The organism is Mesorhizobium robiniae, from assembly GCF_040545535.1.
In the GTDB taxonomy this organism is placed as follows: Bacteria; Pseudomonadota; Alphaproteobacteria; order Rhizobiales; family Rhizobiaceae; genus Mesorhizobium; species Mesorhizobium robiniae.
Map to the genome: position 1 here is coordinate 24,879 of NZ_JBEPMC010000014.1, position 23,287 is coordinate 48,165.

General features: G+C 60.5%; 22 protein-coding genes. 19 read left to right on the plus strand and 3 right to left on the minus strand.

All coding sequences use genetic code 11. From position 1 onward, the window contains the following. Positions 1 to 616 precede the first annotated feature (616 nt). Positions 617 to 2,473 (plus strand): HrpF/NolX family T3SS translocon protein, encoded by a 1,857-nt coding sequence (locus ABID19_RS29300; RefSeq protein WP_318528296.1) that lies wholly within the window; start codon positions 617 to 619, stop codon positions 2,471 to 2,473. A 310-nt stretch (positions 2,474 to 2,783) separates the two neighbouring features. On the opposite strand, the gene ABID19_RS29305 is transcribed toward ABID19_RS29300, so the two are convergent. Next, entirely contained in the window at positions 2,784 to 3,842 is a 1,059-nt protein-coding gene (locus ABID19_RS29305; RefSeq protein ID WP_006205101.1) for a hemin-degrading factor, read from the minus strand. On the opposite strand from ABID19_RS29305, the gene ABID19_RS29310 reads away from it, so the two are divergent. From ABID19_RS29310 to nifA, 11 genes are all read left to right on the plus strand, one after another. After that, positions 3,841 to 4,053, plus strand: coding sequence for a hypothetical protein (locus ABID19_RS29310; protein WP_263806553.1), 213 nt, complete (start codon positions 3,841 to 3,843; stop codon positions 4,051 to 4,053). The genes ABID19_RS29305 and ABID19_RS29310 overlap by 2 nt on opposite strands. 386 nt (positions 4,054 to 4,439) lie before the next feature. Next, on the plus strand, positions 4,440 to 4,760 hold the full coding sequence (locus ABID19_RS29315) for an iron-sulfur cluster assembly accessory protein (protein ID WP_263806554.1): 321 nt from the start codon (positions 4,440 to 4,442) through the stop codon (positions 4,758 to 4,760). Positions 4,761 to 4,787: 27 nt separating this feature from the next. Next, positions 4,788 to 5,189: a hypothetical protein gene (locus ABID19_RS29320; RefSeq protein WP_263806555.1), complete on the plus strand. Its 402-nt coding sequence runs from the start codon at positions 4,788 to 4,790 to the stop codon at positions 5,187 to 5,189. Between the two features lie 339 nt (positions 5,190 to 5,528). Continuing rightward, the gene (gene nifS, locus ABID19_RS29325) at positions 5,529 to 6,746 is read left to right on the plus strand and encodes a cysteine desulfurase NifS (protein ID WP_263806613.1); all 1,218 of its coding nucleotides are present in this window, start codon (positions 5,529 to 5,531) and stop codon (positions 6,744 to 6,746) included. Further along, positions 6,743 to 7,951, plus strand: coding sequence for a homocitrate synthase (gene nifV / locus ABID19_RS29330; protein ID WP_263806556.1), 1,209 nt, complete (start codon positions 6,743 to 6,745; stop codon positions 7,949 to 7,951). Before nifS ends, nifV begins: the two co-directional genes overlap by 4 nt. Beyond that, on the plus strand, positions 7,948 to 8,328 hold the full coding sequence (gene nifW, locus ABID19_RS29335) for a nitrogenase stabilizing/protective protein NifW (protein ID WP_263806557.1): 381 nt from the start codon (positions 7,948 to 7,950) through the stop codon (positions 8,326 to 8,328). Before nifV ends, nifW begins: the two co-directional genes overlap by 4 nt. Positions 8,329 to 8,504: 176 nt before the next feature. After that, entirely contained in the window at positions 8,505 to 9,356 is an 852-nt protein-coding gene (locus ABID19_RS29340; RefSeq protein ID WP_263790860.1) for an electron transfer flavoprotein subunit beta/FixA family protein, read from the plus strand. Positions 9,357 to 9,372: 16 nt separating this feature from the next. Then, positions 9,373 to 10,482, plus strand: a complete 1,110-nt coding sequence (locus tag ABID19_RS29345; RefSeq protein WP_263806614.1) for an electron transfer flavoprotein subunit alpha/FixB family protein — start codon at positions 9,373 to 9,375, stop codon at positions 10,480 to 10,482. Between the two features lie 10 nt (positions 10,483 to 10,492). Further along, positions 10,493 to 11,800, plus strand: a complete 1,308-nt coding sequence (locus ABID19_RS29350) for an FAD-dependent oxidoreductase (protein WP_263806558.1) — start codon at positions 10,493 to 10,495, stop codon at positions 11,798 to 11,800. Between the two features lie 14 nt (positions 11,801 to 11,814). Then, a complete protein-coding gene (locus ABID19_RS29355) occupies positions 11,815 to 12,111 on the plus strand; it encodes a ferredoxin family protein (RefSeq protein WP_263790856.1) in 297 nt (98 codons plus the stop codon). A gap of 185 nt (positions 12,112 to 12,296) precedes the next feature. Next, on the plus strand, positions 12,297 to 14,063 hold the full coding sequence (gene nifA, locus ABID19_RS29360; protein ID WP_412177296.1) for a nif-specific transcriptional activator NifA: 1,767 nt from the start codon (positions 12,297 to 12,299) through the stop codon (positions 14,061 to 14,063). A gap of 20 nt (positions 14,064 to 14,083) precedes the next feature. Here nifA and ABID19_RS29365 read toward each other — a convergent pair whose 3' ends face one another. After that, positions 14,084 to 14,422, minus strand: a complete 339-nt coding sequence (locus ABID19_RS29365; RefSeq protein WP_354494187.1) for a hypothetical protein — start codon at positions 14,420 to 14,422, stop codon at positions 14,084 to 14,086. Here ABID19_RS29365 and nifB point away from each other — a divergent pair. From nifB to ABID19_RS29400, 7 genes are all read left to right on the plus strand, one after another. Next, the gene (gene nifB, locus ABID19_RS29370) at positions 14,352 to 15,776 is read left to right on the plus strand and encodes a nitrogenase cofactor biosynthesis protein NifB (RefSeq protein WP_263806615.1); all 1,425 of its coding nucleotides are present in this window, start codon (positions 14,352 to 14,354) and stop codon (positions 15,774 to 15,776) included. The genes ABID19_RS29365 and nifB overlap by 71 nt on opposite strands. A gap of 34 nt (positions 15,777 to 15,810) precedes the next feature. Next, positions 15,811 to 16,005: a 4Fe-4S dicluster domain-containing protein gene (locus tag ABID19_RS29375; RefSeq protein WP_006205089.1), complete on the plus strand. Its 195-nt coding sequence runs from the start codon at positions 15,811 to 15,813 to the stop codon at positions 16,003 to 16,005. A gap of 99 nt (positions 16,006 to 16,104) precedes the next feature. Then, complete coding sequence (locus ABID19_RS29380; protein ID WP_006205088.1) at positions 16,105 to 16,431, plus strand: nitrogen fixation protein NifZ; 327 nt, start codon at positions 16,105 to 16,107, stop codon at positions 16,429 to 16,431. After that, positions 16,428 to 16,640, plus strand: coding sequence for a putative nitrogen fixation protein NifT (nifT, locus tag ABID19_RS29385; RefSeq protein ID WP_006205087.1), 213 nt, complete (start codon positions 16,428 to 16,430; stop codon positions 16,638 to 16,640). The genes ABID19_RS29380 and nifT overlap by 4 nt, the downstream gene beginning before the upstream one ends. Positions 16,641 to 16,682: 42 nt before the next feature. Further along, positions 16,683 to 17,567, plus strand: coding sequence for an SIR2 family NAD-dependent protein deacylase (locus ABID19_RS29390; protein WP_263806560.1), 885 nt, complete (start codon positions 16,683 to 16,685; stop codon positions 17,565 to 17,567). A 118-nt stretch (positions 17,568 to 17,685) separates the two neighbouring features. Continuing rightward, positions 17,686 to 19,527 (plus strand): ABC transporter ATP-binding protein, encoded by a 1,842-nt coding sequence (locus ABID19_RS29395; RefSeq protein WP_065518386.1) that lies wholly within the window; start codon positions 17,686 to 17,688, stop codon positions 19,525 to 19,527. Then, entirely contained in the window at positions 19,527 to 21,434 is a 1,908-nt protein-coding gene (locus tag ABID19_RS29400) for an ABC transporter ATP-binding protein (protein ID WP_006205084.1), read from the plus strand. The genes ABID19_RS29395 and ABID19_RS29400 overlap by 1 nt, the downstream gene beginning before the upstream one ends. Before the next feature lie 298 nt (positions 21,435 to 21,732). Here ABID19_RS29400 and ABID19_RS29405 read toward each other — a convergent pair whose 3' ends face one another. Further along, positions 21,733 to 23,037, minus strand: a complete 1,305-nt coding sequence (locus tag ABID19_RS29405) for a dicarboxylate/amino acid:cation symporter (RefSeq protein ID WP_263806561.1) — start codon at positions 23,035 to 23,037, stop codon at positions 21,733 to 21,735. Positions 23,038 to 23,287 lie beyond the last annotated feature (250 nt).

Consider the following 23,287-nt stretch of genomic DNA (forward strand, 5'->3'; position numbering starts at 1 on the left):
GGCGCTGCGCCCCGCCTCTGCCCAGGAACACAAGTGGGTGTGCGGCGCCCGCGCCCTCAGCATGGATTGACGTTCTTTCTATCTTGTTTGCGCAAGAGATCGGCTTGTGCACAAAACGACATTCGCTCGCTGATTGGTTTGGCGACCTTCCGCTCCGGGTTTTGCAGCAGTGTCCGGTCGGCATCAATCAAGCGGACCCAAGGTCCCCATTCCGGGCCGATCGACACTCCTGAGAGAGAGGAGGTCTCCAGCATTGCCTGGTTGTTCGACCGCCTCTCGCTGACGCGCTGTCGATAGCGGATGGGCGAGGCGATGGCATCACAGAATACACCACGGCCTCCGGGGGCAATATCGCCGGCGATGCTGATTGTGACTCCTTTTGAAAGTCGTCAGCTTGTCGAAAGCTAACCCGCCTAACATGAGTCTCCAGACGGCACTGCCGCCTTTGGCTGTAGTGGGAACAACCGTCGTGCAAGTGACGAGCGGAGCAGTCAAGACCGTGGCTGGTGGCATTTAGGTGGCCGACCGGCGCTGGGACTTGTCACCGTTCGCCGTGAACAGTGGCCCCACATGATGCACATGTGGCGGTTTTCAATCCTGCATCTGGGGATACGCAATGTCGCTCAGCAATCTTTCGCTATACGCTAACTCGAATCTGCCTCAGTCCGCGCAGGGCTTGTCGTTCCGGGGACCTTCTGCGCCAACGCCCGACCAGACCCAACAAAGCGCAACTTCGACCTTTGAGGCGATGTTGTCGACTTGCTTGCAGGAAGACAAAAATGCCCCCCTCGCGCAGCGAGATCTGGTGCCGCCGGATCTGAACACGGTGATGGAACAATTGCAGAAGCACCCTTTGGATCTGCTGTCACCGCAGATGAGGGAGTCAATCAAAGCACTGGATGAGGCCTCGCAGCCCTCCGCAATCGCAGCGCCAGCGCCAGCGCCCGTGCCGACCTCGCCAGTGCCAAGCTCGAGGATCACGTGGAACGGCGGCACGCTGACCGAGACCGAGTTGCAGATCGTAGCAGTGCTGAACCGTCACAAGGACCAATGCCCGCTCAGTTGGCAGTCGCTGGCGGATAAAGCCAACGATCCCACTACGCCGCCTGATTTGAAGGCAGCGATCGAAGGACTGCAGCAGGACCCAGAGCTCTTTTATGCGATCGGCTCCCAGGGCGATGGTCGCTGCGGCGGTAAGATCGCGGCGAAGGATTTGTCGGGCTTCTCGGAGCATCACTCACAAGTTGGCGAATTCCAGGGCCGGCAGGCACAAAGCTATGAGCAAAACTACATCCCATCCGACGGCACTGGAAATGGGCAGCCGCAGGTCATGACCGCGAGCGACGCCATGCGCGAGCTTTACCGATATTCCGACTATCTGCCCAAGAACCTGAGCCTGGCGGATTTCAAGCAGATCGTCGAGGGCGACGCCAAAACCGGCAAATGTCCGCCCCAGGTCATCGCGGCGGCGCAGTACTTCGTCAATCACCCGGATGCGTGGAGGCAGTTGTACGGCGGCGCGATAGATAAGGTTCACAAAGAGGACTTCCTACAAGTCGCTTCAGCTGCGATGAGCCTCACGAAACCCGAGTTGGATGCGCTTGACACAGTTAACAAGAATCAGAGTGCCTTCTTTGGCAGCGGCGACTTGACTCGCGAAAAGCTTGCCAGCATGGCCGACGACAAGAGCCTGAACGCGAGTGTACGGAAAGCAGCTTCGCAGCTGCTTTCAGATCCGCTATTGTTCAGTTTGCTAAACAATTCGATCACGGGCTACAAGACCCACCATGGGTTCTTCGACTTCGGCGGCGGACATACGGTCGATTCCGGGAATATAAGCAACAACGACTTCAGGCATTTCTACAACAACATGTCGGCAGCCAACAGCACCGTTCAGAACGCGAAGACCCATGTTCCCAAAACCGCTGCGGAGCAGGATGCCGTCGCGGACATGATGATGGGCGTGGCGGACCAGCCCAATATCAAGTCTGCCAAGAAGAACGGCGGGGCCTTCATGCACGCAGCCGATAGTGTGCTCAAGGTGGGCTCGGAAGTGCTTGACTGGGGTGCGACAGCGGTGGGGCTGCTGAGCTTCGTTCCAGTCTTGGGTGAGTTGGCAGATGTCGTGTCAATGGGGCTTGAGACGGAGTCGCAAGCCGCAAATCTTCTGCATACGGCCATTAGTGGAGGCAATATGAAGCTGGCGCTGGCAGAAGCCGGCATCAGTCTCGGGGGGCAGGCGCTAAGCTTTGTCGCCGGCCCCGAGGTGAAACTCGCTATTCGCAATGGGCTCGTGAAGAAGGCCCTGGAAGAGGCGTTCACGGCTGGCGTCAATATGCCGATTTCGGTGGCGCAATCCTATGCAGAGGGCTATTTGAGCAACATAAAGGCACGCCTTGAGGCCGGTCCCGTGCAAGGCGTAGGCGCTCCAACCCAATACGACACAACGGCGCGGTCTCAAAACGTCGCTTGACAGGAGACTTGCCCCGACCCAGCGGCCGTGTAAGCCTTGCAGTCACAGCACCCGTTGACCTGATAGAGCGCGTTGCGGCGCAACACCAGAAACGCCGCACGCACGCTGGGAATGCGTGCTGAGAGCGAATGGCGGCAATAGCCGCTGGCGAACTCCACGGCAAGCCCGGCTATGGCTGTCGGTCGTATACTGACGGCCTCAATGCGCCGTCATACGATCTTGCCGGGAACAAGTTGCCGAAAGACTGATGAGGTTTGACTGGCGACCCAAGCCTTTCTCCATAGAACGGAAGACAACATGCATTGGGGTCTTAAGCGGTCGGACTGGGAATGCGCGGCAGTGTCTCGGCCAGGCCCCGCCAGTCGCCGCGCTCGCATTCGCCTTCCTTACGCGTCCCGAAGAACTGGATGATCATTTTGCCATCGGCGCCATAGGCTTCGAGCGACGTGACGTGACCGTCCCTGGTCGGCTTGCGCACGGCCCAGACCTCACGGATGTGGTGGGTGCCGAGATGCAGGCGGAAGGTCTCGTCGAGCACATTGATCCACGGCCCGATCGGTTTGACCGACTTGATCGGGCCGGAATGGATCTGGATGCAGCCACGATTGCCCACAAAGCACATGATCGGAAGCTCGTCTTCGACCGCGTGTTGAAACATGGTGCCGACGGCATCCTTATCGAGCAGCCAAGCGTAATCCTCGCCGACCATACGCATTGCCTGGCAGCGGCGGAGCTTCAGTGTCTTCAACATGTCGTAGAACTGATGCACGTCGGTCAGCTGGCTCCAGTGGTCGCGTAAATCCTCGATCGTGGCGGATTGGTCGCGAACCTCTGCGTCATCGTCGGCACCGGTCGCCTTGACTGAGACGATCGGCGCCTGGCTCGAGGATTCCAGCTTGGCCACCAGCTTCTGATAAGCATAGAGGTTTGAGGCGGGCCTGAGATGCACCTTGTGCACCGCTTGGCCTGTGGCATCAAAGAATTGCAGGCTGCGGCAGATGTCGTCGCCATCGCGCTTCTCGACGGCAAAGCCATAGGCCCACACTTTCGGAAAGATGCGCAGGTCGATGTCGTCGCCGAGTACCATGGCATGCTGGTTGCCGGTGACCACCTTGTCGTAGACGCCTACCTTTTCGTGCACGACACTTTCGTTGCGGGTCAGCGCCATCACCTCGCCGACCGTTTCGAGGCCGGTCAGCAGATCATTGACGCGCGGCTCGATGCGCACCGCGCTGGAACCGCAATGCGCCGCGACCAATTCGGCTTCCGAAATGCCCAATTTGGTGGCGAGATCGTGCTCGCGTATTTTCGGATTGTCTTCTCGCGCCCGCCGGATTTCGTCCGGTGACGGTTTCTCGCGCTGGTCCATGTATTACCTCTGCTTCCACCTACTTGTTGAGGATCAGCTGCGCTGCCAGGCGATCAGCCGAGCGCGCGCCGTGATGCTCGATGCGGCTCTCGTGCTCGCCCATGACAGTGTGTTCCTGGACAGCGTGCGCATCGCCGTCAGGACCGGCTCGAAACCGGGCGTTGCGCCTGAGTGGTGTGCCGCGGATCCCGCGAGCGGAGAGCGGATCTGACCCAGACCTGACACGTTGGTTTCCTCCTTCGTTCCATCGATCGCGGGCACGCGCGACTGATGATCGGTCTCCAGTTCTTGTCGTCTCCGCCAATTGGACGCCTCAAAAGTCGTGCCAATGTCGCCGAAGCAAGTTCAGAAGGGTTCTTCTGCACACCAGTCAATGGTTTACGCGAGAGTTCAGCAGGAACTCAGACCGAACACCCTTGTGGCGGGCTCGACAAACCGGACAGTTACGTGTCGGTTGCCGGACATCTTCCCAGCAATGGCGCACAAGAGGATAGCAGTTTTAGAGAGATTACGTCTGAGTTGAAACGGTTTTTGCCTTTGGCACGGTCCATGCAACGTGAGCCGCAAACACGTCACGGACCGAGGAGAAATCGAGCCATGATAACGCTCACGGACAACGCTGTTGCCGCCGTCAAGACCGCTCTTTCCAGCGCCAGCGAGCCGGCGGAAGGCTTTCGCATCATGGTCCAGACCGGCGGCTGCGCCGGCTTCAAGTACCTGATGGGCCTGGAGAGCGTCCCGCGCGAGGGCGACGCGATCACCGAGACAGATGGGGTCAAGGTGTTCGTGGACGCAGGCTCCCAACCCCATGTCGCCGGCATGACCGTCGACTTCATCACCGGTCTCGAAACTTCCGGCTTTGTCTTCGACAACCCCAACGCGCGGGAGACGTGCGGCTGCGGCAAGTCCTTCGGTTGATCGCCAATGAGAAGGAGTAGCGCCACGTTGACGTTGGACTATCGCAATAGGGTCCAGGAACACTTCTTCAGCCCGAAGAATGCCGGCCTGGAAACAGTCAATGCCGACAGTGAGGTCGGCGCCATCGCCTGCGGCGCCGCGATCGCCTCCTCGTCGGCGCTTACCCAGCCCATCATCGGCAAAGGCAAAACTATCGACGTAGGGATGATAGGGCGGGCCGTCCGTATCAATGGCCTCGCCACAATCGATCAGGTCACTCATCACACCAAGGCTGCCCGCGGCAGGCGCTCATGCTGCGAAGCCATCGAGCACGTGCTTGTGGGGGTCCATGAAGCGATAGCCGCAGACGGACACTCGGCGGCAGACGAGGCTTATATGGCCAGTGCAAGAGATGTCCCCGTCATCAAGGACAAGACATGTCGAAGCTGATTTCGGGACCGCCAATCGCTTCCGGCAGAATGCAGAGAACGTCGGCGCCCGGAACGATTCAGTTCGTGGCGGGACGCGAACTGCTGGCCACCAAACCGCGCCCCTGGAGCAAATTCGGCTTATCGAAATCGCTGTCGTGGGCGGCTCCTTGCCCGCGGGTGGACGGCGGCGGCCTACGAACTTGGCCATGTCGACGGCAACCAGGTCTACGTCAAACTGTGGGGCGCCTGAGCCGGTTGCCAGTTTGGGCCCATCACCATCAACGGCATGCGCCAGAGGCTCAATGAGGCGACCGGCCTCGCGCTTGGCGTCATTGCGGGTCAACTGAGGATCGCACCTATGAGGCCTATTTATCTCGATAACAACGCAACGACCCGGGTCGATCCTGAGGTCGTGCAAGCGATGCTGCCGTTTTTTACGGATCAATTCGGCAACCCTTCGTCGGCGCACGCTTTTGGCGCCTCAGTCGGCGCGGCGGTGAAAAAGGCGCGGCGGCAGTTGCAGGCGCTGATCGGCGCGGCGTTCGACGATGAGATCACCTTCACCTCGGGTGGGACAGAAAGCGACAATACCGCGATTCTTTCGGCGCTCGAGGCGATGCCCAACTCAACCGAGATCGTGACTTCCGCGGTCGAGCATCCCGCCGTGCTGAAGCTGTGCGCGCATCTTGAGAAGACCCGCCGCGTCAAGGTGCACAGGATCCCGGTGGATCGCCTTGGCCGGCTCGACCTCGACGCCTATATAGCCGCCCTCACCCCCCACGTGGCGATCGTCTCGATAATGTGGGCGAACAACGAGACTGGTGTGATCTTCCCCGTGGCCAAGCTTGCTGAGTTGGCCAAGGAAGTCGGCGCCCTTTTCCATACCGATGCCGTGCAGGCGGTCGGCAAGCTCCCGATGGATATCAAGTCGACCGCAATCGACATGCTGTCGTTCTCCGGCCACAAGCTGCACGGCCCGAAAGGGATCGGCGCACTTTACGTAAAACGTGGTGTGCCCTTCCGCTCGCTGATCAAGGGTGGTCACCAAGAGCACGGCCGGCGTGCTGGCACCGAGAACACGCCCGGCATAGTCGGGCTCGGCAAGGCGACCGAACTCGCCATGAAATTCATGGACGACATGACCACACGGGTCAAGTCGCTCCGCGACCGCCTGGAAGGCGGGATTCTCCAGCGCATCCCAGATACCTGTGTCACTGGCGACCCGCTGGAGCGGCTGCCAAACACCGCAAACATCTCCTTCGAACATGTCGAAGGTGATGGAATCCCGCTTCTTCTCAGCCGCGTGGGCATCGCCTGTTCCTCCGGATCCGCCTGCAGCTCCGGCTCGCTGGAACCGAGCCATGTGCTGAGTGCAATGAAAACGCCACACCAGGCGGTCCGCTTCTCCTTCGCACGCGACAACGGTGAAGCGGACGTCGACCGGGTGCTCGAGGTCATGCCGGCAATCTTGGCGAAACTGCGTAGCGCTCCCGGTAGCGCGCCCGGCAGGCGAAGTGCTGAAGACGTTCAATCCGATTCATGCCTGAGCCGCAGCAGAACAGGCTGCCATTCATGAACCGTCATGTCTTTCTCAACGATACCACCTTGCGCGACGGCGAGCAGGCGCCCGGCGTCGCCTTTACGAAGGCGGAAAAGCTGGAGCTCGCCGAGGCTCTTGCAGCTGCGGGCGTCCCAGAGATCGAGATCGGAACGCCGGTCATGGGCGCCGACGAGATCGACACAATTCGCGCCGCGGTCGCGCGGCGTCTCCCGGTTCGGCTCACGGCCTGGTGCCGGATGACGTCGCAGGATCTCGACGCAGCGGTCGAGAGCGGCATCGGTGCCGTCAATCTGTCGCTGCCGGCATCGGACATCCAACTTGCCGCCAGGCTCGGCCTCGACCAAGCAAGAGCGCTGCAGATCATCGATCATATGGTTAAGCGTGCCGCCGCTGCCGGCTTCTTCGTCGCGGTGGGATGCGAGGATGCCTCGCGGGCCGATCGGGATCATCTGGCCCGCGTCATCGAGGCGGCTGCGCACGCCGGCGCAAGCCGTGTCAGACTGGCCGACACGGTCGGCGTTCTCGACCCCTTTTCGACCTTCGAACTTGTCGCCCAGCTGGTGGCGCGCTCTCCAATCGACCTCGAGTTTCATGCGCACAACGATCTCGGTCTCGCTGCCGCCAACACGCTGGCCGCGATCCGCGCAGGCGCACGCCACGCCTCCGTCACCATCCTCGGGCTCGGCGAGCGTGCGGGCAATGCCGCGCTGGAAGAAGTGGCTGCCGCGATGGCCGTCCTCGACGGCGCGGATACCGGCATTGAGCTGACCGCATTGCCCGACCTCGCCGCCCAGGTGGCCTGGGCCGCCGGCCGGCAGACCGCAGCCACTAAGCCAGTCGTCGGCGCCGATGTTTTCTCTCACGAATCCGGCATTCATGTCGCAGGGCTGCTGAAGGACTCGCGTACCTATCAAGGGCTCGATCCGGCTCTCGTCGGCCGCTGCCGTCGTATCGTCATCGGCAAGCATTCCGGCGCCACCGCGATTGCCCATGTGCTGAGCGAAAGCGGTCGTGATCTCGACCCGGATCTGGCAGCCGCGATGGTGGCCCGCGTCCGCCGCAAGGCGGCCGAGATCAAATCGACCGTCAGTGCAACTCAACTGGTCGAGCTCTACGATACGATGTGCAGCGAGCCATGCTTCGCCGATCTCGCGGGTCCAGGCCAGCCGTGCGGCGAACGCACCGACACCACAGTTTTCCGACCAGGGGAAATGCAATGAATTGTTCCGCTGACAGCTCTCCCATCGATGTCACCGACATCCTCGCGCGACTGAGAGGCCTGTCGGCTGCGGAGGAATTCTTCGCCATCCTTGGCGTCTCCTATGACCCGAAGGTGCTGGATGTCTCTCGCCTCCATATCATGAAGCGCGTGGGCCAATATCTTGCCGAACAAGATCTGTCCGGCTTGTGCGATCAGGTGATCGCCGCGCGGGTGCGCGCCACACTCGAACGTGCCTACGAAGACTTCGCGATTTCCTCGCCGCTCTCACACCGGGTCTTCAAGGTGCTCAAAGACCACGACCCGAACAAACCTGCCACGCCGGGCCGAACCTTCGTCCCGTTCGACGCCGTGCTGAAGCGGTTCGAAGAAGAATGAACACGACATGTTTGCGACGCGACAATGTCGAGAAGCCGACAAATCACGAATGCGCCCCTCGACAGGCCATCCGAATTTCCAGGGTTGGGAGCGCGCAAAGCAGTTGGCACGGATGATGCTTTCAAGGAGGTGAACTGCCAGGCCCGCATCGGGACAGAAGCCCAGAGAGACCGCCAATGCACATCGTGATCTGCATCAAGCAGGTGCCGGACTCGGCACAGATACGGGTCCATCCGGTGACGAACACGATTATGCGCCAGGGTGTCCCAACCATCATTAACCCTTACGACCTGTTCGCGCTCGAAGAGGCACTGCGACTGCGCGACGCTTATGATGGCGAGGTCACTGTGCTCACCATGGGCCCGCCCATGGCAGAGGACGCGCTGCGCAAGGCGCTCGGCTACGGCGCCGACCGCGCGGTACTCTTGACCGACCGCTATTTTGCAGGCTCCGACACGCTGGCGACGTCCTACGCGCTCTCCCAGGCAATCGCGAAGGTTGGCGAGACGTTCGGCACGCCAGACATCGTCTTCACTGGCAAGCAGACGATCGATGGCGATACCGCCCAGGTCGGGCCCGGCATCGCCAAGCGCCTCGATCTCCTGCAACTTACCTATGTCGCGAAGATCGCCTCCCTTGATCTTGATCAGCGCGAGATCAAGGTCGAGCGCCGCTCTGAAGGCGGCACGCAGATGCTGAAGAGCAGGCTACCTTGCCTCATCACCATGCTGGAAGGCACCAACGAGATCCGCCGGGGTTCGCTCGTGGACGCCCTGTGCGCCGCGCGCAGCCAGGTCTTGAAATGGAGCGCGGCCGACGCCGGCATTGATGACCTCACCAGATGCGGCCTGCGCGGCTCGCCCACGGTCGTCAAGCGCGTTTTCGCCCCTGCTACACGAGCGGAAAAGGCGGCGCAAATCGACACCACCGAAAAGGCGCTACGCGATATCGCTGACGAACTCATTGCCGCAATCTTCACCCGCCAGCCGGCGCTGGAACATGAGCTCGCCTTCAACGGCGGCGCGTGACGGCAAGGAGCAGACGATGTCGACCGTAAACCGAGAAACCCCTCGCCCTGCCGCCGGCCGTGCCGGCATAAAGAAGGAGCTGCCTGCTCATTTCAAGGACTACCGCCACGTTTGGGTCTTCATCGAACTCGAACGTGGCCAGGTCCATCCCGTATCATTCGAATTGCTCGGCGAAGGCCGAAAGCTCGCCGACAAGCTTGGCGTCGAGCTTGCCGGAGTCGTGATAGGACCGCCGGGAGAAGCCACCCGGCCTGCCGTAGCCGATGCCTTCGCTTATGGCGCCGACCTTGTCTACATCGTCGAGGCGCCGCTGCTTGCCGACTATCGCAACGAGCCGTTCACCAAGGCGATGACGGATCTGGTCGTTACCCACAAACCCGAGATCCTTCTTCTCGGCGCGACCACACTCGGCAGGGATCTCGCCGGCTCCGTGGCCACGACCTTGCTCACAGGGCTCACGGCCGATTGCACCGAACTCGATGTGGATACCGATGGATCGCTCGCCGCGACCCGTCCGACTTTCGGCGGCTCCTTGTTGTGCACGATCTATACGCTCAACTACCGGCCGCAGATGGCGACTGTGCGACCGAGGGTCATGCCCATGCCGCAGCGGACGGACAGGCCGGCCGGGCGTGTCATCCGGCACAAGCTGTCGGTCCCCGAGGACGAGATCGTGACCAAAGTCCTCGGCTTCCTGCCGGATAGCCAGTCGGCAAACGCAAACCTTGCCTATGCCGACGTCGTGGTTGCGGGAGGTCTTGGTCTAGGCTCGGCGGAGAACCTGCAGCTTGTGAAGAACCTCGCGCGAGCAATCGGGGCCGAGCACGGCTGTTCGCGCCCGTTGGTCCAGAAGGGCTGGATGTCGGCGGATCGGCAGATCGGCCAAACTGGCAAGACCATCCGGCCGAAACTTTATATAGCGGCCGGGATTTCCGGCGCCATCCAGCACCGGGTTGGCGTCGAGGGGGCGGATCTCATCGTGGCCATCAACACCGACCCCAACGCGCCGATTTTCGATTTCGCCCACCTCGGGATCGTCACCGACGCGATCCGCTTCCTGCCCGCACTAACTGAAGCCTTCACCCGGCGGCTGTCGCCCCACAATCGCGATAAGCTTGCGAGCTAGCGAGATGGACATGATCGCGGAAAAATTCGACGCCATTGTTATTGGAGCCGGCATGTCCGGAAATGCAGCTGCGTACACCATGGCAAGCCACGGCCTGAAGGTGCTGCAGTTTGAGCGGGGTGAATATCCGGGCTCCAAGAATGTCCAGGGTGCCATCATGTACGCGAACATGCTGGAGAAGATCATCCCGGATTTCCGGGACGATGCGCCTCTCGAGCGGCATTTGGTTGAACAGCGGCTTTGGGTGATGGACGACACGTCCCACACCGGGATGCACTATCGGTCGGAGGACTTCAACGAGGCAAAGCCCAACCGCTATACGATCATTCGTGCTCAGTTCGACAAATGGTTTTCGCGTAAGGTGCGCGCGGCCGGCGCGACAGTCCTATGCGAGACGACTGTGACGGAACTTGTCCGTGATGCCAAGGACAAGGTGGTCGGCGTCCGCACGGACCGGGCCGGCGGCGCGATCTTCGCGGACGTTGTCATTCTCGCAGAAGGTGTCTCGGGGCTGCTTGGCACGCGGGCCGGGCTTCGCGAGATGCCGAAGCCACAAAGCGTAGCGCTCGCCGTCAAGGAAATGCATTTCCTGCCCGAAGATGTCATTGAGCAGCGGTTTGGCCTCAAGGGCGGAGAAGGTTGCGTAATCGAGGCTGTCGGCACGATCTCCCGCGGCATGGCCGGGCTTGGCTTCCTTTACACCAACAAGGAGTCGATCTCACTGGGCATCGGCTGCCTCGTTTCGGATTTCGCCGCGACGATGCAGAGCCCATACGCCCTCCTCGATGCGCTGAAAGACCATCCTTCGATCCGGCCGCTGATCGCCGGCTCGGAGGTGAAAGAATATGCCGCGCATCTCATTCCCGAAGGTGGCTACAAGGCGATTCCGCAGCTCTTTGGCGACGGTTGGGTCGTGATCGGCGATGCCGCGCAATTGAATAACGCCGTTCACCGCGAGGGTTCAAACCTCGCCATGACCTCCGGCCGCATCGCGGCTGAAGCAATCGTCCAGGTCAAGCGCCGCAATGGTCCAATGACCAAGCAGAACCTTGTCCTTTATAAGACCATGCTGAACAAGTCCTTCGTGGTCAAGGACCTGAAGAAATACAAGGATATGCCGGCCCTGCTCCACACCAATTCCCGAAATTTCTTCACGACCTACCCGCAGTTGATGTCGCAGGCGGCCCAGAACTTCATGCGGGTCGACGGCACCCCGAAAATCGAGAAGGAAAAGGCGACCGCTGCTGCCATGATCAAGGCGCGTTCGCGCTGGGGGTTGGTGAGCGACGCGGTCCGCCTGGCGCTCGCCTGGCGTTAAAGGAGGGACGAGAGATGACGGTCGCGGTGACGTTGCGCGTCGAGGAGAAGCTCTACCAGAACCGCTACCTGGTCGATTCGGGGCGCCCGCATATCAAAGTGCGACCGCACGAGCGGCCAAGCGCTAACCTGCTCGGGTTGACCCGCGTCTGCCCGGCCCAATGTTATGAGTTGAACGACCAGGGCCAAGTGGAGATCACCGCCGACGGCTGCATGGAGTGCGGCACCTGCCGGGTCCTGTGCGAGGCCAGTGGTGAGATCGAGTGGAATTATCCGCGCGGTGGCTTCGGTATCCTCTTCAAGTTCGGATGACCCGCGCACGCACGCGCCATTTCGGGCGCGTGCCGATAGCCACCTGCGATTGCCGCGGCTCCAGCCTAACAAGCTTCTCGCAACCAGTTTGCAATTGCAATTCAACTGGGGGTCGTCAATACTGAATCGAAACACAAAAAGCCGCTTCGGGGAGAAGCACGCTGCACAACCCCTGAGGTGTCTCCATGACTCAAATATTGCGCGATCGGGTGGATGAAATAGGCCTTCGGACGAACCGGTCGCCTGGCAAAACCATGCACGAGGCGGATATCTCGCTCAAGGGAATCTACGCGATATCCAAGAGCCTGACCGCCCCTACCCGGCTGGAGATCACGCTCTCCAATGTGGTGAATATTCTCTCCTCGTTTGTGCAGATGCGTCATGGTGCAATAGTCGTCCTGGGCGCTGAAGGAGAGGCGGAGATTACCGCAACTGCCGGCAACGACCACACACGTCAATCAGGCCTGTGCCGCGTCATACCTCAGGGCGTCGTAGACCAAATCGTCGCTGCGGGGACGCCGCTTGTCATCCAGGATGTCAGCAAGTCCGAACTCTTTCAGGCTGACCTTAAAACGTTTTCGAGCGGCGGCACCGTCCCGGTTAGCTTTATCGGAGTCCCGATTAAGGCTGAGGATAAAATCCTTGGGACATTGTCGATCGACCGTGTCGGGGACGGCACCACCAGCGTGCGCTGCGACGAAGACTTACGCTTCCTGATCATGGTCGCCAACCTTGTCGGCCGGACCATCCGCCTGCACCGCATCCTGAACCCAGATGGTCAGCGGCTTAAAGAGGAGCAACGCAGACCGGAAAAATCGCTCGGCGAGCAGAGGACCAACCCCGCCCGGCATTCGCATGTCAAAATCGGCGGGATCATCGGGGAAAGTCCAGCACTCAAGCAGGTGCTCGAAACCGTCTCGGTCGTCGCGAGGACTAATTCCACCGTGCTTCTTCGAGGTGAAAGTGGCACCGGCAAGGAATTCTTTGCACAGGCCATCCATGAGCTTTCACCTCGCAGCAAGAAGGCTTTCGTCAAACTGAACTGCGCCGCACTGCCTGAAAGCGTTCTGGAATCGGAGTTGTTTGGGCATGAAAAGGGCGCCTTCACCGGGGCTATCTCGCAGCGCGCCGGTCGTTTCGAATTGGCGAATGGCGGAACCCTGCTGCTTGACGAAATCGGCGAGATTTCGCCTGCCTTTCAAGCCAAGCTGTTGCGCGTCTTGCAGGAAGGCGAACTGGAGCGAGTCGGCGGCACCAGGACGCTAACGGTCGATGTCCGGCTCATATGCGCCACCAATAAGGACCTCGAGGCGGCAGTCGTGAAGGGAGAGTTCAGGGCCGACCTTTACTACCGCATCAATGTGGTGCCAATCATGCTGCCTCCGCTGCGAGAGCGACCCGGCGATATTCGACGCCTTGCGAAAGCCTTCCTCCAACGCTTCAACAGGGAGAACCACCGCGACCTCGACTTCGCACCCTCGGCGCTCGACCTGATCTCGCAATGCTACTTCCCAGGTAACGTGCGTGAGTTGGAAAACTGTGTGCGAAGGACGGCCACGCTTGCGCGTTCAACGACGGTCGCCACGTCGGATTTCGCCTGCCAGAATAGCCAGTGCCTTTCTTCACGCCTCTGGAAAGGGGCAGACCTTCCGCCCGGCAGCAATGCCCGCGAAGAGCTCGCTCGGGGCAACCGCATGCCGGTCGCATTGCCGCCGTTGCCGTCCACGCGCATCGGCGGCCCCGAAGGCGAGGTACTGCCCGTCCAGGCCTGCGATCCGAACGATCCTGCTTACCCCGCAGCCGGCCCGCGTCTGGCGGACCGCGACCGGCTGATCGATGCGATGGAGAAGTCCGGCTGGGTTCAGGCCAAGGCGGCTCGTATCCTTGGCCTCACGCCGCGGCAGGTTGGCTATGCTCTGCGCCGGTACCGTATCGAGGTGAAGAAGTTCTAACGTGCCGATGACGTCAAACGTCAAGCTGGCGTTGTTGCCCCCTCTTCCGTGCGTGGGATGCGGTGCCGCGATCCAATTTGCCTGTCCATGTCGGAAGCCTGACAAAAATGTGTCGGAACAAACGGCCAGAATCGGAAACGAATACCTAACACATTGAACGAATCGCGCTTTTCAAGTTGGCGCAGCTCTTGCAGTTGAATGGGGACGTTCGCCCTGGCATGGAGCCGTTTGATGTCCGCACCGACGATTTCGCTTGAGGGCCTGGCCAGCACGAAATCCTTCGACCAATTGCTGGCGACTGCGAAATCCGGTGGCTGCGCATCTTCATCTTGCGGCTTGTCCGCAAAGACGGACGACATGGACCCGGCTATCTGGGAGAAGATCAAGGACCATCCGTGCTATTCAGAAGAAGCCCACCATTATTTCGCGCGCATGCATGTGGCGGTCGCGCCGGCCTGCAATATCCAGTGCAACTACTGCAATCGCAAATATGACTGCGCCAATGAAAGCCGGCCTGGGGTCGTCTCGGAAAGGCTGACCCCAGACCAGGCGCTACGTAAGGTGATCGCGGTCGCCAGCGAAGTGCCGCAGCTTTCCGTGCTCGGCATCGCCGGACCGGGCGATGCCTGCTACGACTGGAAGAAAACAAAAGCAACGTTCGAGCGAGTTGCCAGGGAAATCCCCGACATCAAACTATGTATCTCCACCAATGGGCTCGCGCTGCCGGACCATGTTGGCGAGCTTGCCGACATGAATGTCGATCATGTGACAATCACCATCAACATGATCGACCCAGAGGTCGGCGCAAAGATCTATCCCTGGATCTTTTACGACCACCGCCGGTACACCGGCGTCGAAGCTGCCCGGATCCTGCACCAGCGGCAGATGTTAGGCCTGGAGATGCTGACCGCGCGCGGCATCCTTACCAAGATCAATTCGGTGATGATTCCCACCGTCAACGACGAGCACCTGATCGAGGTCAATAGATGGGTCAAGGAGCGCGGCGCGTTCCTGCACAACGTCATGCCGCTGATTTCCGACCCGGCGCATGGCACGCACTTCGGTCTGACCGGGCAGCGCGGTCCAGAGGCGGTGGAATTGAAAGCGCTTCAGGATAGTCTAGGAGGTGGCGCCAAGCTGATGCGCCATTGCCGGCAGTGCCGGGCCGATGCGGTCGGCCTGCTTGGCGAGGATCGTGGCCAGGAGTTCACGCTCGACAAGCTTCCCGACGAAGTTATCTACGACGCCGGCAAGCGCGAGGCCTATCGAGAGGTGGTCGCGTGCGAGCGCGGCGATCATGTGGCAGCCAAGAGTCAAGCGGTCGCGATCGTCAAGGCAGCGGACTCCGGCAAATCGCTCCTTGTCGCCGTGGCGACCAAGGGCGGCGGGCGCGTCAACGAACACTTCGGCCACTCGAAGGAATTCCAGGTTTATGAGGCCTCGCCGAGAGGGATCAGTTTCATCGGGCATCGCAAGGTCGAGCAATATTGCCTCGGCGGCCGGGGCGCGGACGCCACCCTCGATGGCGTTATCGCTGCGCTGGAACGCATCGACATCGTGCTGTGCGCCAAGATCGGAGATTGCCCCAAGGATCGGCTCGCGGAAGCTGGAATCCGGGCAACGGACGTTTATGGCTATGACTACATCGAGACCGCGATCAGCGCGCTTTACGCTGCCGAATTTGGGGTCGAACCAATGGCGGCGACGGCCTGAGCCGTCTCGTTCCAACCGAACCAGGAGTTGAGAAATGGCCTTCAAGATCCTCGCATCACAATGCACGCAATGCGGTGCCTGCGAGTTCGAATGTCCCTCGGGCGCGATCAAGTTCAAGGGCGAGGCCTACGTGATCGATCCTAAGGAATGCACCGAATGCAAGGAGGCCTTCGATACCCAGCAATGCGCCTCGGTATGCCCGGTACCGAAGACCTGCGTTCCCGCCTGACCTCCAATCGGGCTAGCGACACGGGTCGCGGTCACCTCCCGAGGAGGCCTCTACCTCTTTATTGACAACCTGCAGCCGTGACGAAGGAAAGGAACAGGCATGGGCCTTGGACGCGAACAGGAGGTCGAGATCCGCAAACCTCCGCGATTGATGCCGGGGGAGCGGGTCCGTGCCACACGCCACATAAGGAATGACGGCACCTATCCTGGTCGCCAGATCGGCGAAAACCTCGTGCGGAAGGGCGACGAAGGCTATGTGCGCGACATCGGCACCTTTCTCCAGCAGTTCTACATCTATGCGGTCGAATGGGTCGATCGCGGCACCGTCGTTGGCATGCGCGCCCACGAATTGATGAGCCTCGACCAATCCGGGAATCCTTGCGGTGCCGAATTCACTGCTGGCCCTAATAAAGGAACTGCCCGATGAAGGTAATGATCCGCAGGACCGGCGCCGGGCTGTCGGCGTATGTTCCCAAGAAGGATCTCGAAGAGCCCATCGTCAAGGTCGAGAATGAAGACTTGTGGGGCGGGTGCGTAACGCTCAGGAACGGCTGGCGGCTCGTCCTGCCCGAACTTCCGCGGGATACACGTCTGCCGATCACCGTCGAGGCAAGGAAGATCTCCGACAAGGACTGATGCTGCAGGCTGGCAACATGACAACGCCAACCGGAGACGAGCATGAACATGATCTCGGCCTTGAACCATCTCTTCATCATTCGCGACAGTCATGCCTCAAAGCAGCTTGATCTGCTGAAGAAGGCGCTATACGCCGATCAGATCATCCCCTATCTTGGTCCGGGTCTACTCCGGCTCAAGACCGTGGAACCATCCGTACCGCATACGCCGGAAACCGTCGCCGCAGCCCTCAACGCGCGAGCGCCAGCGCCTTCCAAGATCCGCACCAATATGTGGTCGGTCGCCCAATTCATCGAACAGCGCCGGCATCGCCGGACGCTTCAGGCTTGGATGGCTGAGATATTCGCAGGGCCGGTTGCGCCGACTGTTTTCCACGCCTGGCTTGCAACGCTGCCGCTCTCCCTCATCGTCGACAGCTGGTACGACGGCGCCATGCGCGCAGCCCTCGCAGAGACCGGCCGAACGGATGTCATCGAGATTCAAGGCGTCACGCGGGCGGACGCAATCACCGACATTTGGACAAGAACCTACGACTTGGGCGGGAGGGAACTCCAACCCGGATCAGCGGCAACGACGGTTCTCTATACGCCACACGGCAGCATCAGGCCCGCCGCGAATTTCCTCGTCGCAGATTCCGACTATGTCGAGACCCTAACCGAAATCGATATCCAGACGCCTATCCCACAAGTCATGAAGGAACGGCGCACCAACAGAGGTTTCCTCTTCTTCGGCTGTCGCTTCGACGATCAGATGCTGCGCACTTACGCCCGGCAAATCATGAAGCGCTCCCAAGGCCCGCACTTTGCGGTAATCGATTCGGCAACGCTGACCAAAAACGAACGCCGTTTCCTTGCAGCAAATGCAATCACGGTCATAGACATGCCGGCAGGCGAAGCCGCGGCTCGGCTTGCCGCAGCACGCGTCTAGAAGATGATGGCGGGCCATGTATCGCAACGGCCTTTGATCGTGGTCCGGCTCACCGCCCACCCCCGGCCGGACCTGAGTCCGAAATATACGCTTGAGCAGTGAGGCTAGTGGCGGCGTGATGAAGGGCCGGAATTCGCCCGGGCATGTAGAGGCGGCGGGTTGGGGCCGGGGCTTGAACACGATACTGCGCATTACGCGCATGAATTTGCGGCACCCGTGGCAGGTCGCCGTTGCAATTGGCTCGACACTCGTGGCGGTAACCCTCCAATTGCTCATCCCCCAGCTTATCGGCTGGGCCGTCGACCACACCCAGACAGCCATCGGTGGGGGTATTGCCGGCGCGGCAGCGGATGAGGCGCTCCGAACCTCAGCTCTCCTGCTGCTTGCCGTCAGTGTGCTGCGAGGCCTTTTCACACTGGCTCAGAACTATTTTGCCGAGGCGGTAGGACATCACATCGCGTACGAACTGCGGCTTGCCTACTACGAAAAGATCCAGCGCCTTAGCTTTTCCTTTCACGACCAGGCGCATTCAGGCGATCTGATTACCATCGGCATGCTCGATCTCGAAGGCGTGCGAATGTATTTTTCCACCGCTCTGGTTCGCGCCGTCCTGCTCATCATGCTGATCGGGATCGGCGCCTGCATGCTGATATCCACCGACCTGGCGCTTGGTCTCCTCACGCTGAGCTTCGTGCCGTTCGTCGGATGGCGCTCATCGGTCACTCAGCTCAAGCTGCGCCACACCTGGCTCGACCTGCAGGATCGGCTTTCGGTTCTGGGCCGCGTAATGGAAGAAAATCTTGGCGGCATTCGCGTCGTGCGCGCCTTTGCGGCGCAGCCTTACGAGATGCTGAAGTTCGACCACGCCTCGAAGAAAGCGCTTGGTCTCGCCCATGACCGTGTCGATATCCGCGTACGCAACACCTCGGCGATGACTTTCTCCTTCCTTTTTGCCATGGCTCTGGTCCTCTGGATTGGCGGCAACAAAGTTATCGCTGGCGAGACTAGCGTCGGGACGCTTACGATGTTCCTGACCTTCATGATGATCCTGCAAATGCCGGTCCGCCAGATCGGCTTCATGGTCAACGCCTTCGCCCACGCTTCGACTTGCGGTTCCCGCCTATTCGGGCTCCTCGACCTAGATATCGCGATCAAGGACGCACCGGGCGCGAGACCGCTTGAGGTCAGCCAAGGGACCTTACGCTTCGACAATGTTTCATTCGCGTATAACGGCATCGAGAACCGCCCAATTCTGAAGAATATAAGTTTCGAGGCCCGCAAGGGCCAGACGATCGCGATCGTTGGCCCCCCGGGCTCCGGCAAGTCGACGATGGCTCATTTGATCCCCCGTTTTTACGATGTCACTGGCGGCACCATCACGCTCGACAGCCAGGACGTCCGCGAGGTCACCCTTGCCACGCTTCGCAGGGCGGTCGCGGTCGTGCAGCAGGATGCCTTCCTGTTCAGCACGACGATCGAGAACAATGTTGCCTATGGCGATCCCTGGGCCGAGGAACAGCGGATCGAGCGCGCGAGCGAGTCTGCTCAGCTTCACAATTACATTCTCGGCCTGCCGACCAGCTACAAAACAGTCGTGGGCGAGCGCGGCGTCTCCCTTTCGGGCGGCCAGCGCCAGCGCCTGACGATCGCCCGCACGATGATGCTGCGCCCGTCCGTCATCGTTTTTGACGACTCGACGGCGGCAATCGATGCAGCCACCGAACAGCGCATTCGCAGCGCCATGCGACGCTTTGCCAAGGATCGCGTGACCATCATCATCGCCCACCGCCTGAGTTCGCTCATGCATGCCGACAACATCCTGTTTATCGAGAATGGAGAGATCGTCGAGCGTGGCACTCACCAAGAGCTTCTGGCGAAGGACGGACGCTACAAGGCCCTTTACGATCTTCAAGTGCCCCCGGGCGATGACATGCTGCCCAAACAAGAGGGAGGGAGTTGATGGCCCACGCCGGCGAAGTCGAGACGGAACGCAACGATATCCGCGACGACGGCCGGCGCCCTCCGCGTGCGGTCGTCGGGTCCCATCGCGTCGAAGAGGAGTTGTTCGGACGGGCCTTTGACAAAAACGTTGTCCGACGCATTTGGGCATTCGTCCGGCCCTACCGCACCAAGATGATGATCTCGCTAGCCGCAATGTTTGTCTTCACCGGGACGCAGCTTCTCATCCCGCTGATCATCCGCTATGCGATCGACAATGGGATGTCCCCGGGAAGTGGCGATCGCTCAGCCCTGCTTGCAGCCGCCTGCTTCTTCCTTCTTGCCATTTGGGTCAATTCCACGGCCAGCTACACGCAAGAGACGGTGATCGGCAAGATGGCCGAGAATGTTCTCTTCGATATACGCCGCGCCATGTTCGGCCATCTGCAGAAGGTCTCACTTTCCTTCATGGACAAGACGGAGGTCGGACGCCTGATGTCTCGTCTGCAGGGCGACATCAATTCCATGCAGGAATTCCTCGAAACGTCCTTGTTCTCGCTGGGCGACGTTGCCCTTCTCTTCGGCATCGTCTTGGTCATGCTGTGGCTCGACCTTCGGTTAGGCCTCCTTACGCTTTCGGTCCTGCCGGTTCTCTTCATAGTGCGCATCTTCTGGCTGCCGCGCGCCCGCGATGCCTTCATGGCCGCGCACGAGACCAACTCTGTCGCCAATGGCGCGCTGGCAGAGGCCATTCAGGGCGTGCGCGCAGTGCAGTCCATGGACCGCCAGCAGGTCAACTTCAGCCTCTACGATGATAAGGCCGATGCGAATCTCAAGACGCATCTGACGGCTGCCAAATATGCGCAGGTCATGGTGCCGATCGTCGATAGCCTGACGGGCGTTGCCATGGCCGTCGTCGTGATGGTCGGCGGTGCGATGGTCATGAGTGGCGGCATCGACGCGGGTGTGATGGTTGCCTTCCTCTTCTACATCCAGCGCTTCTTCGATCCGATCCGCTCGCTCACTCTGCAATATTCGATCATGCAGCGCGCGATGGCCTCCGGAAAGCGTCTGACCGACGTGCTCGACGTCAAGATTGACATCCAGGACAAGCGGAATGCCAAGGTGCTTTCGCCCGACATGGACGGCTCGGTGGAGTTCAGGAACGTTACTTTCGGCTACGACCGCAAGCATCCGGTATTGAAGAACGTGTCCTTTCGGGTCAATCCCGGCGAGACCGTCGCCCTCGTCGGCCCGACCGGTTCGGGCAAATCCAGCGCGATGGCGCTTGTCCACCGCTTCTATGAGGTCCAGCAGGGTCAAGTGCTGATCGGTGGACACGACGTGCGCGATCTCACCCAGGAATCGCTCGGCCGTCATATCGCCATGGTGCTTCAGGAGCCGTTCCTTTTCACCGGCACGGTCTTCGAGAACATCCGCTACCACAAGACCGACGCCAGGCGCGAAGAGGTGATCGAGGCCGCCAAAGCGGTCGGCGCGCACGACTTCATCGTGAACCTTCCTGGTGGATACGAGGCCGATGTAAGCGAACGCGGCGGCAATCTTTCGCTCGGCCAGCGCCAGCTTATCAGCTTTGCCCGCGCGCTCGTTGCAAACGCCAAGATCCTTATACTTGACGAGGCAACCGCTAATATCGACAGCTATACGGAGAAGCTCATCCAGAAGGCACTGATCAGGCTTCTCAAAGGCCGCACGGGCCTGGTCATCGCCCATCGGCTTGCCACAGTCCGAGGCGCCGACCGCCTCATCGTTCTCCAAAATGGCCAAGTCGTCGAGACCGGCAAGCACGACCGGTTGATCGCCATGGGCGGGCTCTATTCCAAACTCTACAACCTCAACCACGCCTCGTTCGACGACATCCCCGATGAGGAACTCGATACCTCAGCCCAAACCGGCGCAAAGACCTGATTTCTGACCAGCAATCGTCTGCGGCTTGCCGCTGCGAAATGGTTGGCTTGGCGGCTGGTTTGCGAGCTCAACGAGGTTTGTGCGATTGTTGGTAGCAAAATGGATCTCATTCGTGTTTTGGTTTGATGCAAATCAGCATCCGGCGCTGCCCTGGGACGGCATAGCATCTAACTGCCTGCTACCTGCAGACGAAAGCACACCTTTGTGCGGCCAATTTTCATTTCCAGGCCAATCAGCGATTTAACAGGCCGCGCTACTGCGACCTTCCCGGCGGGCGTCTGTATCGTTAGTTGGCCAGCTATGTCTCGGCAAGCTGATGGCCAGACAAGGCGGCTTCCAACTTTACGCGGTCCAATTCGCCCTCCCAGCGAGCGACGACGAGGGATGCCACCGCGTTGCCGACGATATTCGTGAGGGCCCGGCACTCGGACATGAAACGGTCGATGCCGAGGATCAGGGCCATACCGGCCACCGGCACGGAAGGTACGACGGAGAGCGTCGCGGCCAACGTGACGAAGCCGGCGCCTGTGACCCCTGCAGCGCCCTTCGAAGAGAGCATCGCCACAAGGAGCAGCAGGATCTGGTCGCCGATCGACAGATCCGTATTCGTCGCCTGCGCGATGAAGAGGGCTGCCAGCGTCATGTAGATATTGGTGCCGTCCAGATTGAAGGAGTATCCGGTCGGAATGACGAGGCCCACGACCGAACGCGTGGCGCCGGCCTTCTCCATCTTCTCCATGAGCGAGGGTAGCGCGGCCTCTGAAGAGGACGTTGCGAGGACAAGCAGCAGCTCTTCCTTGATGTAGCCGATGAGAGCAACGATCGAGAAGCCGTTGTAACGGCAGACCGCGCCGAGGATGACGAACACGAAGAGGAAGGCGGTGAAATAGAACGTCCCGACCAGCATCGCCAGGTTCACGACCGAGCCGATGCCATATTTGCCGATGGTGAAGGCCATCGCGCCGAAAGCGCCGATCGGGGCAGCCTTCATCAGAATGCCGACGAGCTTGAAGATGGGCGCGATGAGCGCCTGAAGGAAGGAAACGACAGGCTTGCCCGCCTCACCGGCCATCGCCAGCGCGATGCCGAAGAGAACCGAGAAGAACAGCACCTGCAGGATGTCGCCTTGCGCAAACGCGCCGACGATCGTCGACGGAATGATGTTCATCAGGAAGTCCGTCACGGACTGCTCGTGGGCCTTTGCGGCGTAACTGTTCACGGACTGCAGGTCGAGCGAGGCAGGATCGATATTGAGGCCGGCGCCGGGCTGAACGACATTGGCCACGATGAGGCCGACGATCAGTGCGAGCGTCGAGAAACTCAGGAAGTAGACCATGGTCTTGCCGGCGACCCGGCCGACCTTGTGAAGATCGTTCATGCCGGCAATGCCGGTTGCAATTGTCAGGAAGATGACAGGCGCGATGATCATCTTGACGAGCTTGATGAAGGCATCGCCCAGCGGCTTCAGGCTCTCGCCGATCCCCGGACAGAAATAGCCAGTAGCGACGCCGAGGGCGATGGCGACAAGCACCTGCACATAAAGCTGGGCGTAGAGAGGCTTGCGAGGCGCGCGAGGCGCGCTGCGGACTGGTGGAGCTAGCATTTTTCTCTCCCTGACCGGATCTGGGCGGGTTTCGGACCGTCCCGGGCTTCTCCCAAGCAGCGCTCCGGCCGAACGCGGCTGCCACCTTGGGCGCAAGAGCCATGCCAGACCAAATGTTGCGGTTCTCAGGTGTCCAGTGCAGGCCGAACTAACGGCTTTCCTGGCGGAATCTCGCACCAGGCTTCGTCAACGGCCGGCCTGGAGAATACGGTGGCAGAAGATGGCATCGACGAGATCCAGCACGCCCCAT